Annotated in this window: 13 protein-coding genes; 7 read left to right on the plus strand and 6 right to left on the minus strand. The window is 62.6% G+C overall.

Features of this window, described 5'->3' with window-relative positions; genetic code table 11:
• Positions 1-42: 42 nt before the first annotated feature.
• From E8E68_RS11835 to dsbD, 5 genes are all read right to left on the minus strand, one after another.
• Positions 43-744 (minus strand): ATP-binding cassette domain-containing protein, encoded by a 702-nt coding sequence (locus E8E68_RS11835; RefSeq protein WP_110747966.1) that lies wholly within the window; start codon positions 742-744, stop codon positions 43-45.
• On the minus strand, positions 744-1,487 hold the full coding sequence (locus E8E68_RS11840; RefSeq protein WP_280341661.1) for a hypothetical protein: 744 nt from the start codon (positions 1,485-1,487) through the stop codon (positions 744-746). Before E8E68_RS11840 ends, E8E68_RS11835 begins: the two co-directional genes overlap by 1 nt.
• Positions 1,488-2,022: 535 nt before the next feature.
• The gene (gene dsbG, locus E8E68_RS11845; RefSeq protein ID WP_266032620.1) at positions 2,023-2,781 is read right to left on the minus strand and encodes a thiol:disulfide interchange protein DsbG; all 759 of its coding nucleotides are present in this window, start codon (positions 2,779-2,781) and stop codon (positions 2,023-2,025) included.
• A 1-nt stretch (position 2,782) separates the two neighbouring features.
• The gene (locus E8E68_RS11850) at positions 2,783-3,619 is read right to left on the minus strand and encodes a TlpA disulfide reductase family protein (protein ID WP_010954989.1); all 837 of its coding nucleotides are present in this window, start codon (positions 3,617-3,619) and stop codon (positions 2,783-2,785) included.
• On the minus strand, positions 3,619-5,334 hold the full coding sequence (dsbD, locus tag E8E68_RS11855) for a protein-disulfide reductase DsbD (RefSeq protein ID WP_280341668.1): 1,716 nt from the start codon (positions 5,332-5,334) through the stop codon (positions 3,619-3,621). The genes E8E68_RS11850 and dsbD overlap by 1 nt, the downstream gene beginning before the upstream one ends.
• Before the next feature lie 366 nt (positions 5,335-5,700).
• Between dsbD and E8E68_RS11860 the strand changes: the two genes are divergently transcribed.
• From E8E68_RS11860 to E8E68_RS11890, 7 genes are all read left to right on the plus strand, one after another.
• Positions 5,701-8,532 carry a xanthine dehydrogenase family protein molybdopterin-binding subunit gene (locus E8E68_RS11860; RefSeq protein WP_280341671.1) on the plus strand — a complete coding sequence of 944 codons (2,832 nt, stop codon included), beginning with the start codon at positions 5,701-5,703 and terminating at the stop codon, positions 8,530-8,532.
• On the plus strand, positions 8,525-9,061 hold the full coding sequence (locus E8E68_RS11865; RefSeq protein ID WP_266032628.1) for a (2Fe-2S)-binding protein: 537 nt from the start codon (positions 8,525-8,527) through the stop codon (positions 9,059-9,061). Before E8E68_RS11860 ends, E8E68_RS11865 begins: the two co-directional genes overlap by 8 nt.
• Positions 9,062-9,063: 2 nt before the next feature.
• A complete protein-coding gene (locus tag E8E68_RS11870) occupies positions 9,064-10,275 on the plus strand; it encodes a cytochrome c (protein ID WP_280341673.1) in 1,212 nt (403 codons plus the stop codon).
• Between the two features lie 3 nt (positions 10,276-10,278).
• The gene (locus E8E68_RS11875) at positions 10,279-11,250 is read left to right on the plus strand and encodes an XdhC family protein (protein WP_266032634.1); all 972 of its coding nucleotides are present in this window, start codon (positions 10,279-10,281) and stop codon (positions 11,248-11,250) included.
• Positions 11,247-11,810, plus strand: a complete 564-nt coding sequence (locus E8E68_RS11880; protein ID WP_280341676.1) for a nucleotidyltransferase family protein — start codon at positions 11,247-11,249, stop codon at positions 11,808-11,810. The genes E8E68_RS11875 and E8E68_RS11880 overlap by 4 nt, the downstream gene beginning before the upstream one ends.
• A gap of 404 nt (positions 11,811-12,214) precedes the next feature.
• Positions 12,215-12,898, plus strand: a complete 684-nt coding sequence (locus E8E68_RS11885; protein WP_266032640.1) for a response regulator transcription factor — start codon at positions 12,215-12,217, stop codon at positions 12,896-12,898.
• Positions 12,895-14,217 (plus strand): ATP-binding protein, encoded by a 1,323-nt coding sequence (locus E8E68_RS11890; protein WP_266032643.1) that lies wholly within the window; start codon positions 12,895-12,897, stop codon positions 14,215-14,217. Before E8E68_RS11885 ends, E8E68_RS11890 begins: the two co-directional genes overlap by 4 nt.
• Before the next feature lie 141 nt (positions 14,218-14,358).
• Here the strand turns inward: E8E68_RS11890 and E8E68_RS11895 are convergent, their stop codons facing one another.
• Positions 14,359-15,312, minus strand: coding sequence for an IS110 family transposase (locus E8E68_RS11895; RefSeq protein ID WP_280340090.1), 954 nt, complete (start codon positions 15,310-15,312; stop codon positions 14,359-14,361).
• Between the last annotated feature and the right edge of the window lie 210 nt (positions 15,313-15,522).

A 15,522-nucleotide genomic window follows, 5' to 3' on the forward strand; every position in this document is an offset into this window, starting at 1 on the left:
TGGGCAGGGGCGCTTGGCGCCCCCTCTCAATGGCCACGGTACCTAGATCGAGGCATTGATAAAGGCTTCATCCAGTGATTTGGCATGGTGGCGTTCCATGAACTGTCCACCACTGTCAAACGCTTCCAGTCGCTTGTTTGCGAGCATATAAAAGCGCTGGCAATTTTTCGTGATTTCCTCTGTGTAATGAGAAGCTATCAGCACGCTCGCGCCTTCCGCGCACGCGCTTTTTATACCGAGCCATATATAATGTCGAAATTCAGGGTCTACGCCAGCCGTTGGCTCGTCAAGAATGATCAAGTCACTGTTTAAAAGCAACAAGGTCAGCGTGAAGTAGCTGCGAATTTCACCGTAGCTGCAATTGGCGGCTTTTTTCTTGGCGATTTCTGCATATCGCTTGGACAGTGACGGGGACCATTTGGCTAGTTTCGAGAGAATCTCTGTGTGATCTGGAGAAGCATTGGGGGTCAGGCTGGTGATTAGCTTGCCCGCTTCGTTCATGCGGAGCAATGGGGGCGGTGTAAGGATTTGCGTCAAATAGGCCTGACGCCTGGATAAATTGGAAATGGCGCCTTTTGCTGGTTTCTTTATTTTACAGATGAGGTCGAAAAGGGTTGTCTTTCCGGCCCCGTTGTTGCCCAGAATGCCGACCAGTTCCCCCGCTTGTATAGTGAGTTCAATGTCGTTCAGTAGCGGATTTCCGCTGTATCCGAATTGAAGGTTGTTGATAGTTAAAATGTCCATCAGTATCGGCTCCAGATGGGTTGGATTCTGAAATACCTTCCGGTCAGGTAAGTCGCGGTTGCAGAGGCCGAGAGTGCAATCAGGAAACTGTTGAGAAGGGGCATTTCGCCATGGAAGATCTGCGCGCTTAGAAAGAGCGGGTTGATCAGCGTTAGCGCCTGCGCAGCATCGTGCCCCAGCGTGGCGCCGGTGTATCCGGAAACCAGCATGAGGAATGACAAGAGTGAAAAAAGTGTGCTGGCCGTGCTGAATTTGATCGGCAGCGCAGCGATCCCCAGGCCGAGACAGGTGAACATGAGGTAGCTGGTGTAAAAACATGCCATCAGATAGAGGTATTCAGGAAGTGAGTAGTGACCTCGTAGGGGTTTGGTCAAGAGATAGAATAGTGTGGCGTAAAGCAAACTCAGTAATAAATAACTGAGTGTGTGGGCCGTCAGGAATAGCTTGATCGCGCCGTGTTGGTAGATGAAGGATCGGGTAAAGCCACTTTCCCTCCTGCCGATGAGGTAAAAGCTGAATCCAAAGAACGCGAGGGTGGCAGAGATGTATGAGTAGAACCAGGCGGCTGAAGCGGTATAGGTTGCGGCCGCATGCGTCGGGTTGGTGATGATGAAGAGTATGCAAGGGGCCAGCGCTGACCAGAGGAGCGATGTGGGCTCCCTTAAATGCTCAGTGGTCAGGATTCTTGTAATGGCGATGACTTTTCTATGTTGCGTATAAAAGTGCGTTGATTTTGAGCTCATGGGAATAGCTCCATCTCGTTGTTTTTGTTATGGCTCGACAGGTGCGGCATCAGGAGGTTTAGGCGTTCAAGTATTCAATGTCAATCTTTCGATGGGGGTGGAGGCGCTTGGAGTGGTATCGAGGCGTTTGGTTTACAGCTGTTTTCGTGGGGAAGGTCTTCAGAAGGATCTTACTTAAATCTGATAATGATTTTCAGTTTCTAGTGTTTCTTCTATTTGTGTAAGAGGTTTCTGGTTCTGGCGTACGAAAGCCCTGCAGTGAACGTGTGAATATTCTTAGTTGTGCGCGGGGTGGGATTTTGATCAGGGGGCCGAGCAATCGAAGTTTCACATTAGCGGGCGCTGAATAATTGTTTCTAGATGTTTTAAGTTGCTGAGTTAGACCTGCACGGGATGGATCTGCCGGGCCGTGAGATTGATCAGCTAGATTTACCAGCCGGCTCGGGGCCCAGGTGAGGTTGAGCGGTGGGGCGGCGGAAATGGCGCCGCCGGGACGGCGCTCGATCTAGGCACCACCGCAACACTCAAGTGAAGCCTATCGCTTGCCCAGAATCTTCCCAAGCATCTCGGGCCGGGGTGCCCCTTGCTGGCTTTGCAGATTGCCTTGCTCATCCTGATAGAAAATGGCCGGAGTCGCCTGCAGTCCCATCTCTTCCATCAAGGCCATGTTCGCCGCCAGCTTCTGCTGTACCGTCGCCGGCACCTGGTCCAGGGGCTTCAGCGTGCTGGCCTTGCCGGCCTTTTCATGCTGTTGCAGGGCCTTGGCCGGATCTTTCGCTGCCAACAGCGCCGCCGATTTGCCCGGGCTGTCTTCGCGGATGATGCCGACCATGATATGGCGCAGCTGCACCTTGCCCGACTCTACCCACGGCCGCGCCTGTTCCCAGAACATGTTGCAGTATGGGCAGTTCGGGTCGCTGAACAGGTACACCTTGCGCGGCGCATCGGCCTTGCCGTCAGCGATCCACGCGGTCTTTTCCATTTTCGCCCAGATTTCTTTGCTCATCGGCGCGTAGACCAGCTTTTGCAGCGGCTCGGCGCTCAGGTCCTTGCCCTGTTCGTCGAACAGGCTGCCGACCAGCACGTGCTTGCCGTCGGGGGTCAGGTACAGGGCCAGGGCGTTGTTCTGGTACTCGGCGGCATAACCACGCAGGCCGTTGGGCGCATCGAAGCTGCCCTTGATCACGGCGCCCTTGGCTTGCAGCTGCTGAACTGCCTTGGGCAGTTCTTCGGCCTGCAGGGTAGGGGAGGCCAGCAGGGCCAGGGACAGGGGCAGCAGTGCAGTCAATCGCATGTCAGTTTCCTTGTGCGGCAGGGGCGGGCGCAATGGCCCGGTCGAAAGGTTCCAGGGCGTGACGCAGGCTGGCCCGGGACAGCTCGCCCAGGTGGCTGCCGACCAGCCGCCCGTTGGCGTCGTAGAACAGCGTGGTGGGCAGGGCCATGGAGCCGACGCGCTGGGCCAACAGGCCGGTGCCGTCGAACAGCACGTGGGTCAGGCTCAGGCCGGTGGTGGCGAGGAAGGTGCTGACGTTCTCGGGGGTTTCGCCCTGGTTGACGAACAGGAAGGTCACGTGCGGGTAATCGCTTTGTGCCTGTTGCAGCACTGGCATCTCACGCCGACAGGGTGGGCACCAGGTGGCCCAGATGTTGATGACCAGCGGCTTGCCGCGGTAGCTGTGCAATGCCACGGCCTGGCCGCCGGCGTTGTTCAGGCTCAGTTCGGGCAGTTCGGTGCCTTTGCTGTACAGGTGGCCGCCGAGGCTGGCCAGGCCCCAGAACAGTGCCCCGCTGAACAGCGCCCAGCCTAGTGGGCGGCGCAGGCCGGGGTGGCGCCAGCCCTGCCACAGGGCTCCGAGCACGATGCCGGCAAGGCCCGACCAGAACAGGAAGCCGCCGTCACGGATGTCGATGATTTGCAGTGGGTCGTCCTGATACATCGGCCAGTAGGCCAGCACGAAGCCGGCGCGGGCACACAGCAGGCCGATCAGGAACAGGTTGAACAGCGCCGATTCCGGGCTCTCGCCGCCACGTCGGGCGACCCACCAGCCGACCACGCTGGCGATCACCAGGGCGGTGAGCATCAGCAGGTGGTTGAGGGCCATGGTCAGTGGCCCGAGTGTTACGGTCAGCATCAGCCTTGACTCCTGGTCTGGACCCAGTGTTGCTGGAACGCGGCTGCGTCCACCTCACCGGTGATGCGTCGCGCGCGGCGTTCTTCGCCTTCCGGGCCGATCCAGATAATGCTGGGCGGGCCGGGTACCTCATAGCGTTGCAGCAGGGCCTTGCTGGCAGGGCTGTCGGCGGTCACGTCCAGGCGCAGCAGGTGTACACCGGCCAGTCCGGCTTGCACGTCGCTGCGGGCGAACACCTGCTTTTCCATGACCTTGCACGACACACACCAGTCGGCATAGTAGTCGAGCATCACCCACTGGCCACGGGCTTTGGCGGCGTCCAGTTCACGTTGCAGGTCTTCGGGGCGGCTGACAGTGACGAAGCTGTCCTCGGTATGCTGGCTTTGGGCTGGCGCGGCGGCACCGCCGGCGAAGGGGCGTAGTGGCTGCCAGAGGTCGTCGCCACCGGCTGCCGCGCCTACCAGCAGCAGGCCGCCCCACAGCGCGCCGAGCAACGGTACTGCACGCAACGCCGGCAGCCGTTGCAGGGCCGGCCACGCGGCCCAGGCCAGGGCGATCAGCCAGGCGCCGCTCAGCGCCAGCAGCAGGGTCGCTGGCAGCAGGCTACGCACGGTATACAGCGCCATGGCCAAGAACACGAAGCCGAACACCGCCTTTACCCTGTTCATCCAGGCACCCGGGCGCGGCAGGTAGCGGTTGCCCAAAGTGACCAGCAACAGCAGCGGCACGCCCATGCCCAGGCCGAGGCTGAACAGCACCAGCGCGCCTTGCAGCACGTCACCGCTCTGCGCGATGTACAGCAGCGCACCTGCCAGCGGCGCAGTCATGCACGGGCCGAGCAACAGGCCGGACAACGCCCCGAGCAGTGCCGCGCCATACAGGTTGCCGCCACGGGTACCTTGCCCGGCGCGGTCCAGGCGGTCGCGCAGGGCGGCAGGCAGTTGCAGCTCGAAGGCGCCGAACATCGGCAGTGCCAGCAGCACGAACAGCCCCGCCAGGCTGCCCAGCAGCCAGGGTTGCTGCAGCCAGGCCTGCAGGCTGGCACCCAGCAGGGCAGCAACCACCCCCAGCCCGGCGTACACCATGGCCATGCTCAGCACATAGACCCCGGCCAGCACCCAGCCACGGCGGGCGCTGGCGCCATTGCCCAGCACCAGCCCGGCCAGGATCGGCAGCATCGGCAGCGAGCAGGGGGTAAACGCCAGCAGCAGGCCAAGGCCGAAGAACGCCAGCAGGCTCCAGGCCAGGTGGCCTTGTTGCAGGCCGCTGGCCAGGGCCTGGTCGCTGGCTTGCTCGGCGGCGGGCGTTACGCTGCCGCCCAAGTCGATCGAGGTGGTTTGCGGCGGGTAGCACAGGCCGGCATCGGCACAGCCCTGCCAGCCCAGGCGCAACTGACCCTGGGCGTTGGCAGGCAATACCAGTTCAAGCTGGTCGCGGTACACCGCGCTGTCGCCGAAGAACTCGTCGTGATGGTTGAGTGCGGGTGGCAGTTGCGGGTGCTGCTCGGTGGGCAAGCCATCGAACTTCAGCCGCTTCTGGTAGAGGTAGTAGCCCGGCTTGATCTGGAAGTACAGGCGCGTTTGGCCGTCGGCCTGGCGGTCGTGGGTGAGCACGAAGGCTTGGTCAACCGGCAGGAAGTCTGGTTTCACATCGAACGGGTTGGCTTGCAACGGGCCGGCCAGCAGTAGTGTGAGGAAGAGCAGGAGAACGCGCATGTCTTCGCCTTGGCAGATCTGGGAATGGGGCCATGCTGGATGGGGTTGATTAAATGAAGGTTAACTCGGGATTTGGGGCTGGGAGAGCATTAGGGCTTGCAGGTCTTGGCCTTGGGATTTTCAGCGCCTGTTAGATCGAGCGCCGCCCGCGCGGCGCTCGATCTAACAGGCGCTGAACCCCTAAAGCCCAACACCCCCAGCCCCATCCCAGCCCCCCCTCAACCCTCGTCACACCGCGACACATTGTCGGCTTGACTTTGCCTAGCCCCACCCAATTGCTGTAAAGTTGACGCCAAGGTCAGCTTTTCTCAAGCCAGGCCAAGAATCAAAAGAAAGGGCAGGCCCCAACTGCCCAGAGGATCAAGCATGTCCAACCGTGATATTTCCCGGCGCGCCTTCCTGCAAGGCGGCCTGATCGCTGGTGTCGGTGTGACCATGGCGCCACTTGGCAGCCAGGCCTTCGCCGCTTTGATGGAGGAGCGCGTCACCACCTCGCCGCAGAAGTGGATGAACCACGACGGCAAAGCGCGTTTCCGTAACGACGCCTTGTCCAAGGTCTGCGGCGACAAAGTGTTCGCCCGCGACATCCGCGCCAAGGACATGCCCGGGTGGCCCGCGCAGCAGGGTCATGCGCTGCTGCTCAAGGCGACCAAGGTCGACCGGATTTATGCCGGCCATGACCTCAGCCTGCTCGGGGCCGACCTGCAGCCTGACCGCATCGTCACCGCCGCCGACCTGGAGCAGGATGGCATCGCCTGGCCAGAAGCCCACTCGCCCGACCCGCTGCTGCCGGCCGGGAAGGTGCCGATGTTCATCGGCCACCCGGTGGCGATTCTGATCTGGCACGATTTCGAGCGTTTCCGTCAGGCCAAGCGCAAGCTGCAGTTCAACGATCAGGCGATCCGCTATGGTGCCCAGGCGCCGCTGTACCAGCGCGACCCTTATGGCAGCTTCCGCTTCGTGCGCGTGGGCGGCGCCACGCCGTTCGACGACGATGAGTTCTCCAGCCTGAAGAACTCCATGCTGTTCCCCACCATTCTCAACCGCAAGCCGGTGTGGTCGAAGCAACCCAACCAGCACGGCGACCTGACCGAGCAGGGGCTGTTTTACGCCAAGCGCATGGCCGAGCAGCTGGACAACCCGCCCGAAGACTGGCTGGTGTTCGAAGAACGCTACAAAACGCCGTCCATCGAGCCTGCCGCGCTGGAGCCGGACAACGGCAATGGCTGGTACGACCCGGCCAGCGGCACGCTGCACTTCGTGGTCGCCACCCAGTGCCCGTTCGAAGTGGCGCAGGAATGCGTGCACATGATCAAGCCGTCGCGTTTCGCCCTGAACACGCTGAACATGCACCCTGGCTACACCGTGGGCTATGGCTCGAAAGACAACAACATCTTCGTCTTCTACGCTGCCGTGGCAGCGCTGTATGGTGCCGGGGTGCCGATCCGCCTGGCCAACGACCGCTACGAGCAGTTTCAGAGCGGTATCAAGCGCCATGCCTTCGACATTCGCTACCAGCTGGCGGTGGACAAGAAGGACAACCGCTTCAAGATCTTCCGCGCCGACATGAGCTGCGACGGCGGCGGGCGCATCAACTACAGCCCTTCGGTGGCCGCCGTGGGAGCCACCGCGGCGCAGTCGATCTACTACATGCCGCAGAACGACCTGTCGGTGACCGCCTACTTCTCGCGGGGGGTCGAGGCGGGCTCCATGCGCGGCTACGGCACCCTGCAGAGCATGGCCGCCACCGAAATGATGGTGGATGAAATCGCCGGTCGCCTGGGCGTCGATGCCATCGACCTGCGCCGTGCCAACGCGCTGAAATCGGGCATGAAGAACACCCAGGGTGCGGTCCCGGCGGGCGCCTTGCGCCTTTACGAGATCCTCGACAAGGCCGCCGTGCACGAATGGTGGCGCAACCGCGCTGCACGCAAGCAACAGATGGACGCCAAGGACCCGGACCACTGGTACGGCGTCGGTTTCGCCATCTGCCAGAAGGACTTCGGCACAGGCTCCGAGGCGCCGATGGCCAGTGTCGAATTCAGCGCCGATGGGCGCATCAGCCTGCGCCACATCGGTACCGAGCTGGGCACTGGCATGTCCACTTCCCAGGCTCTGGTGATCAGCGACTTCCTTGGCCGTTCGGCCGACGAGGTGAAGACCGCGGTCACCGAATGGCCAGAGCTGCAGCTGACCACCAGCGGCAATCCCTACCTGATCAGCCAGCCCGAACAGGACGCTGCGCTACGCAACCCGCGCTGGGTTGGCAAGCTGGCGTCGCCGTCGTCGGCCACCAACTCGGCGTTCTACTTCAGCCACGCCACCCGTGAAGCCGCCCGTGTGCTGTTCAACCATGGCCTGTGGCCGGCGGCCATGGCCATCTGGAGCCAGGGCCCGCATGGCGGCCAGGCCAACCCGCTGGTGGTGCGCCGCGAGAACGCGGTGTGGGTCAACGGTGAGTTGACCGGCAACGGCCTGGCGCCGATTCCGTTTGCCCAGCTGGCGCAGAAGGCCCACGACATGGGCCTGGTGACTGGCGTGAGCGTGCACGGCTTCAACCGCTGGAGCTGGGCCGAGGCCGACTTTGTCATCGACGGCGTGCGCGAGCGCTTCCCGCTCGATGCCATGGCGGTGAAATACGGCGATGGTGCGGTGAATGCCAAAAAGGCGCAGATGGGTAGCCATGGCTATCACCTGCTCGACCGGCAGAATGCGGCCTACCCCGACACCCAGCTGAACAACGCCATGGTCACCTACTACAGCCCGGTGGCGACCATCGTCGAGGTCAAGGTCAACAAAGGCACCCTGGAGACGCAGGTGCTCAACCACCACAGCTGGATCGAGTGTGGCCGGGTGCTGGTACCGGAGCTGGTCAAAGGCCAACTCGAAGGCGGTATCGCCATGGGCATTGGTCATGCGCTGACCGAAGAGATGCCGTTGTATGAAGGCGGGCCCGGGGAGGGTGACTGGAACTTCAACCGCTACCGCCTGCCGCATGCGCGCGATGTGGCGGTGTGGAAACAGACCAGCGAAATCCTCCCACCGCTGTCACCGACCGACCCGTCCAAGGGCATAGCCGAGGTGGTGATGATCCCGGTCGTCGGTGCCATCGGCAATGCCGTCGCGCATGCCATCGGCAAGCGCGTGCGCGATCTCCCCATCACCCCAGCCCGTATCAAGGAGGCCCTCAATGGCTAACCGTCCACTGCAACTGACCCTCAACGGTCAACCGGTCGGTCCGGTCGAGGTCCCCGCTGACCTGGCGATGATCGACTATCTGCACGAACACCAGAACCTTACCGGCTCACGCCTGGGCTGCGGCCAGGGCATCTGCCACGCCTGCGTGGTGATCGTCGACAACCCCGACGGCACCAGCGAGGAGGTGCGCACCTGCATCACGGGCGCCCACTATTTCGAAGGCAAGAAAGTGCGCACCATCGAAGGCCATGCCAAAAAAGACGAGGCCGGCAACCTGACGCTGAATCCGATCCAGCAGAAGTTCGTCGACCTGTTCGCCTTCCAGTGCAGCTATTGCGCACCGGGCTTTGTCAACGCCGCCACCGTGCTGGTGGAAACTGCCCAGCGCCAGCCGCTGAAGAAGAGCGAAGTGGAAGACCGCATCGAGGCCAGCCTCGGCCACCACATCTGCCGCTGTACAGGCTACGTGCGTTACTACGATGCCACCCGCACGGTGCTCAATGACCTCGGCCTGGTCAAGGAGGGTTGAGCATGGGCTTCGTACGTAGCGCATTGGCGCTGGCATTCGGCGTGGCTTTCACTTCGGTTGCACTGGCGGCCGACCAGGCGCAGGTCAAGCGGGGCGAATACCTGGCCCGCGTGGCCGACTGCATGGCCTGTCATACCGCCGAAGGCGGTGCGCCGTATGCGGGCGGCCTGCCGATTCATTCGCCGTTTGGCACCATTTATGGCAGCAATATCACCCCGGACAAACAGTACGGCATCGGTAACTACAGCGCCGACGAGTTTTTCGCCGCAGTCACCGAGGGCAAGCGCAAGGACGGCGCCAACCTTTATCCTGCGATGCCTTACACCTCGTACCACCTGATCAAGCGTGAAGACTCGGACGCGATCCTCGCCTACCTGATGACCATACCGCCGATCAACCGCCCGGCACCGCAGACCGCCTTGCGCTTCCCGTTCAATGTGCGCATGGGGCTCAGCGGCTGGAATATGCTGTACGGCAAGAGCGTGCAACTGCAGCCAACCGAGGGCAAAAGCCCGGCGTGGCAGCGCGGCCAGTACATGGTCGAGGTCATGGGCCATTGCGGCGAGTGCCATACCCCGCGTAACCCGATCGGCGCGCTGCAGCAGGACCAGCGTCTGAGCGGCGGCCTCCTGGGAGGCTATCTGGCGCCAAGCCTGCTGGCCCAGGACCTGGCCGAGCGCGGCTGGACCCAGCCGGACCTGACCACCTTCCTCAAGCACGGCATCAGCGCCCAGGGCAGCATGTTCAACGAGATGTTCCCGGTGGTGCACCACAGCACCCAGCACCTTGAAGACGCCGACCTGGCGGCCATGGCCACCTTCCTGCTGGGCGATCAGCCGCCAGCGGCCAAGGTCATCCAGCCCGTCGCCCTGGAGCAGATGAGCGACAGCGCCCGGCGCGGCCATCAGCAGTATCTCAACGTCTGCGCCGGCTGCCATGGGGTCGACGGCGAGGGCAAGCCGCACATCGCCGTGGCCATGCGCGGCAACACCGTGCTGCGCCAGGCCGACTCGCGCAACCTGGTCAAGGTGGTCCTCGAGGGCATCCGCGAACAGCAGTTCACCGGCTTCGAGCGCATGCAGCCGATGCCAGGCTTTGCCGACAAGCTCGATGACCAGCAGGTGACGGACATGGTCAACTACCTGCGTCAGGCCTGGGGTGGACTACCCGGTGACCTGGGCGTGCAGCAGCTCGTCGAGCTGAAGGCGGAATAGCCCGTGCAGCATCTCGATCTTCAGGTTATCCGCCAAGCATTGCAGTGGTCGTGCAGCGGCCAGCGCGTATGGCTGTGCACGGTACTCGCCACCTATGGCTCGGCACCGCGGGCGCCGGGCTCGCTGTTGGCGGTGAACGCCAGCGGCCAGTGGCTGGGTTCGCTGTCCGGTGGCTGCGTCGAAGACGACTTTCTTGAACGCGTCGGTTTGGGCGAATTCCCCGAGCCGGTTGCCATCGTGCGTTATGGCGATGGCAGTGACTCGCGCTCGAGCATTCGCCTGCCCTGTGGCGGGGTGCTTGAAGTGCTGGTGGAAAACCTGGCGCCCGAGTGCGAAGTGCAGGCGCACCTGCGTGAGCTGCAACGTGCATTGCTGGGCCAGCGCCGGCTGCTGCGAGAGGTGCGTCTGCCCGAGGGGAGTCGCCAGCTGGCCAATGACCACAGCCAAGGTCCGCGGGTCGAACGGGAAGCCGCCTGGGTGCGTCTACGGGTCGGCGCCGCCCAGCGCCTGCTGCTGGCCGGCTATTCCAGCGTGGCGCATTTTTGTGCCGAGTTCGGCAAAGGGATGGGTTTTGAAGTCATCCTCTGCGAGCCGCGTGATGAGGTGCTCGATGGCGTGCGGCTGGATGGCATCGAAGTACGCCGTGAGCTGCCATCGGAATTTATCGCCAATGGTGGTTGCCATGCCGACACGGCGGTGGTTGCATTGACCCATGATCCGAAAATCGATGACCTGGCCATGCTTGAAGCGGTGCGTACCGAAGCGTTCTATATCGGCGTGATGGGCTCGAAGGCCACCTCCGACAAGCGTCGCGAACGCTTGCAGCGAATTGGTGGCCTGGGCACCGACGAACTGGCGCGCATCCATGCGCCGATCGGCCTTAACCTGGGTAGCAAGACCCCGGCTGAAATCGCCCTGGCGGTGCTGGCCGATATCCTGCGCCTGCGCAACGGCATTGGGCGGGAAGCGCTGTGAGCGTGGTCGCGTTGGTGCTGGCGGCCGGGCGCGGCACGCGCTTCGGTTCCGACAAGCGCCGGGCGACGCTGGCTGATGGCCGTAGCCTGCTGGCGCATAGCGTGGAGCGGGCCAAGGCGGTGTTCGATGATGTGCGTGTGGTGTTGCGCACGGGCGAGCGCGGCGAGGATCTTGGCTTGCCTGCCGGATACCGGGTGGTTGCCAGCGCAGATGAGGCGTCGGGTATGGGGCACAGCCTGGCTGCCGGTGCCGGGTCGCTGGACGACAGCCAGGCTCGGGCGGTGGCGATTCTGCTGGGGGATATGCCGTGGATCGAGCTGGCGACCTTGCGCCGGTTGGCCGAGGTGTCCAGTGCTTCGAACATCGTCTTGCCGCGCCATGCGGGGCAACAGGGGCACCCGGTGATTTTCGGGCGCGATTTCTGGCCGGCGCTGCGGCAGTTGGCCGGGGATGAGGGGGCGCGGGCGGTGGTGCAGGCACACCGGGATCGTTGTGTCGTGGTTGAAGTGGGGGATGCTGGGGTTTTGTTGGATGTGGATACGCCGCGGGGATTGATGTAGGCCGAGGGTGTTCGCCACGGAGAATTCTGTGGCTGGGAGATCGAGCGCCGCCCGCGCGGCGCATCGCGAGCTGCGCTCGCTCCTACGTTTTTTTCTGGCCAGTGACGCCAGTGACAGGCGCGCGCGACCGCCTTGTTTGTACGACGCAATATCGCGCCATGCGCCAGGCGTTCGCGCGCAAATCCCGCAGAGATAACTGGCCCGAAACAACCGTAGGAGCGAGCGCAGCTCGCGATGCGCCGCGCGGGCGGCGCTCGATCTCCCAGGCGCAGAATTCTTTGTGGCGAACCCCCGGCCCCTGACGACACCCAAAGCGAGCCCCCAGCCACCCCACAAAAGGTCCATAATCCCCCCTTAATCCGCCCAAGGTGCAATACCAGCCACACCACTCCGGGAGCCCCACCATGCACGTTCTGCTCTGCGAGGACGACGACCTGATCGCCGCCGGCATCTGCGCCGGCCTCACCGCTCAGGGCTTGACCGTGGACCGGGTGGGCAATGCTGCCGCGGCGCGGGCGATGCTGCAGGCCGCGCAGTTCGACGTGATGATCCTCGACCTCGGCCTGCCCGACGAAGACGGCCTCAAGCTGCTGCGCCGCCTGCGCGAGAAAGGCGAGACACTGCCGGTACTGGTGCTCACTGCCCGGGATGCCGTCACCGATCGTGTCGATGGCCTGCAGGCCGGTGCCGACGATTACCTGCTCAAACCCTTCGACCTGCGCGAGCTTGCCGCGCGCCTGCATAGCTTGCTGCGAAGGGTGGCCGGGCGCGCGGTGAACGTGATCGAGCACGGCCCGCTGCGGTATGACCCGAGCAGCTGCGAGGCTACCCTGGCGGGTCAGCATGTCGACCTGTCCCGCCGTGAGCAGGCCCTGCTCCAGGCGCTGCTGCAGAACCCTGGGCGGGTGCTGTCCAGCGAGCAACTGAAGGACTGCGTCTACGGCTTTAGCGACGAAGTCGAGAGCAATGCCTTGAATGTGCATATCCATCACCTGCGGCGCAAGCTCGGCAACGGTATCGTCGAGACCGTGCGCGGCCTCGGCTATCGCCTGGGCCCGGCGCAAGCGCCGGAGGAGGCCGCATCATGAGCTTGCGGGTGCGCCTGAGCCTTATCCTGGGCAGTGCCTTCGTGATCATCTGGGTGCTGGCTGCTGCGTGGATGCTGCGCGACCTGCGCCAGCAGATGATGTTTTCCCTCGACCAGCGCCTGGTGGCTTCGGCGCGGATGGTTGCCGGGCTGATCGACCAGCTGCCGCAACCGCTGACCGCCAAGGGCGGCGAAGCGCACTTTTCTGCCGACCAGTTCAGCGTGCCGGACGGCATGGCCTGCCAGGTCAGCTCGCTGCGTGGCGAGATCCTCGCCAGCAACCACAAGCATGATGGCGCCATGGATGACGAGCGCAGTGGCTTCCGTGACCAGACCATCGACGATGCGTTGTGGCGCACCTTCACCTACAACCATGGCGATGTGCGCATCACCACGGCCGACCGGCACATGGAACGCGAGGCGCTGAACCAGTCGATTCTGCTGGCGGCTTCTGCGCCGGTACTGATGGCCCTGCTCGGCAGCCTGGGGCTGTTGTGGATTGGCCTGGGCAAGGGCCTGGAGCCGCTCAACCGCATGCGCGATGCCTTGCGCCGCAGGCGTGCGGACAGTGTCGAACCGCTGCAGGTGGCAGGCATGCCCAGCGAGTTGCAGCCGTTGCTGGAGACCCAGAACCAGCTGTTTCTGCGCATTGCCCAGACCATCGAGCGTGAGCGGCGTCTGACCGACGATGCTGCACATGAACTGCGCAGCCCGCTGACCGCGATCAAGACCCACCTGCAGGTGGCGCGCATGACCGACGGTGCAGTGCGCGAGCAGGCGCTGGAGCATGCCGAGCAGGGCACCGACCGCATGCACCGCACGCTTGAGCAGTTGCTGATGCTGGCGCGGGTAGAAGGCAGCTTGTCGTTCGAGGATGGCGTGCAGTGCAGTGCCGAGCAGGTGGCACGGCAGGCGATGCAGGATGCCGGCGGCGGCGACAACCGGCGTATCGTGCTGCGTCTGCCTGAGGAGGCTACGCAAATCTACCTGGGCATGCCGGCACCGTTGGCGGTGGCAGCGCTGCGCAATCTGCTGGACAACGCCTTGCGTCATGGCGGTGACGAGGCGGTTGAGTTGGACGTGCAGATGGCCGACGGGCAGGTGGGGTTCATGGTTCGCGATCATGGGCCTGGAATTGCCGACGCGGACCTGGAGCATTTGACCGAGCGCTTCTGGCGCAATGGGCAGAGTGGTGGTTGCGGGCTCGGGTTGGCGATTGTGCAGGCGATCGTGCAGCGGTGTGCCGGTAGCCTGAGGTTTGACAGCCGTAGTGACGGGTTGCGGGTGCTGTTGCAAGTCCCAGCGCGGACCGGGCGTTGATGTTCATCGCCTGTCCGGGCGCTTCGCGGGTGAACCCACACAGGTACCCCGCAGGCTTGAGGCGATGCAGTACCTGGGGAAACAACTGGCTTGCTCAATTTCGTGAATCTAGCGCAATCACTGTGGGAGATTCTATGGTTTTCAGCAAGCCAATTTCCGGCTTTTGGTGACGTATTCGCCCTGATCTCGCATCAGGGCGAATGCGACGCGAGCGAGCTTGCGAGCCAAGATCACTAGTGCCTGGGTCGTTGCTTTACCGTTGCTCCGATACTGCTCATACACGTCCTTCCAGGTAGTTGACCTACTGGCCGACATCGCTGCGTTATGCAACAAACGACGAATCTCCGAACAGCCTCGCTTTGTAAGGCGGCGGCGTCCATTCTTTTGCCCGGAGTCATTCACTCGCAGGTCCATCCCCAAGAAGGCGATGTAAGCGTCACTGCTTTTGAATTCGCCTCTGATAAACGCCATTACCAGTGCTGACGCTGTGAGAAAACCAATACCTTCCACGGCCTGGCAGCGAATAACCTGTTCAAGCAGCCCTGCCTCTCGCAATACTTCTTTGATCTTCTTTTGTATCAGCAAGTCCAGCCGTTCTATCGACTTGACGAAGGTTTCGAAGGCTGCTTTCAACAGGCCCTCGTTAGCCCAGCTCTGCGTCATTGCAGTACGGGCCGATACCAGCGCAGCCCTGCGCCGCAGAAGGCTCTGCAGCTTGCCGTAGACGGCGGGAGGCGGGGTCCAAGGGCGAAGATCCTCACCCTCGTTTTTCAGAAAACGGGACAGCAACCGCGCATCGGACGGGTCAGTTTTGACTCGGCCGCCAACACTCTTGCGATAGTTACTCAGTTGAAATCCATCAATGACATAAACATCAAAGCCCATGCCGTGGGCTAGCTCGACCAGATCCAAGTGATAGATGTTGGTCGCTTCAACGGCGATAGCCGTGTTCAGTGGCTGCTGCTTGAGCCACTTATTGATTTCAGATTTGGAGTTTTTCAGCTTGATGATCTCATCACGCTCCTCGTGATGGATCACCAATTCAGCTTTTGCAACGTCCGCTCCAATGATCGACTTCACTACCTGCATTGCCATCGGCGGCTCTCCACGTTATGGTTTTTCGGCTTGAAGGGCTTTCACCAAGAGGCGCTGGCTTGCTTCTATCGTCGCTTGCAAACGATGCATTCTTTATCGGCGCTTTGGTGGAAGGGGTGGGGCGATGTCTCCCACGGTCTGTACTGCTCGTAACAGTCAGAATCGGGCATTTAGTCCCACCACCCCTTCAAGTCTAACCATACAAGCGGG

Source organism: Pseudomonas sp. BN607, from assembly GCF_029871175.1.
Lineage (GTDB): Bacteria > Pseudomonadota > Gammaproteobacteria > Pseudomonadales > Pseudomonadaceae > Aquipseudomonas.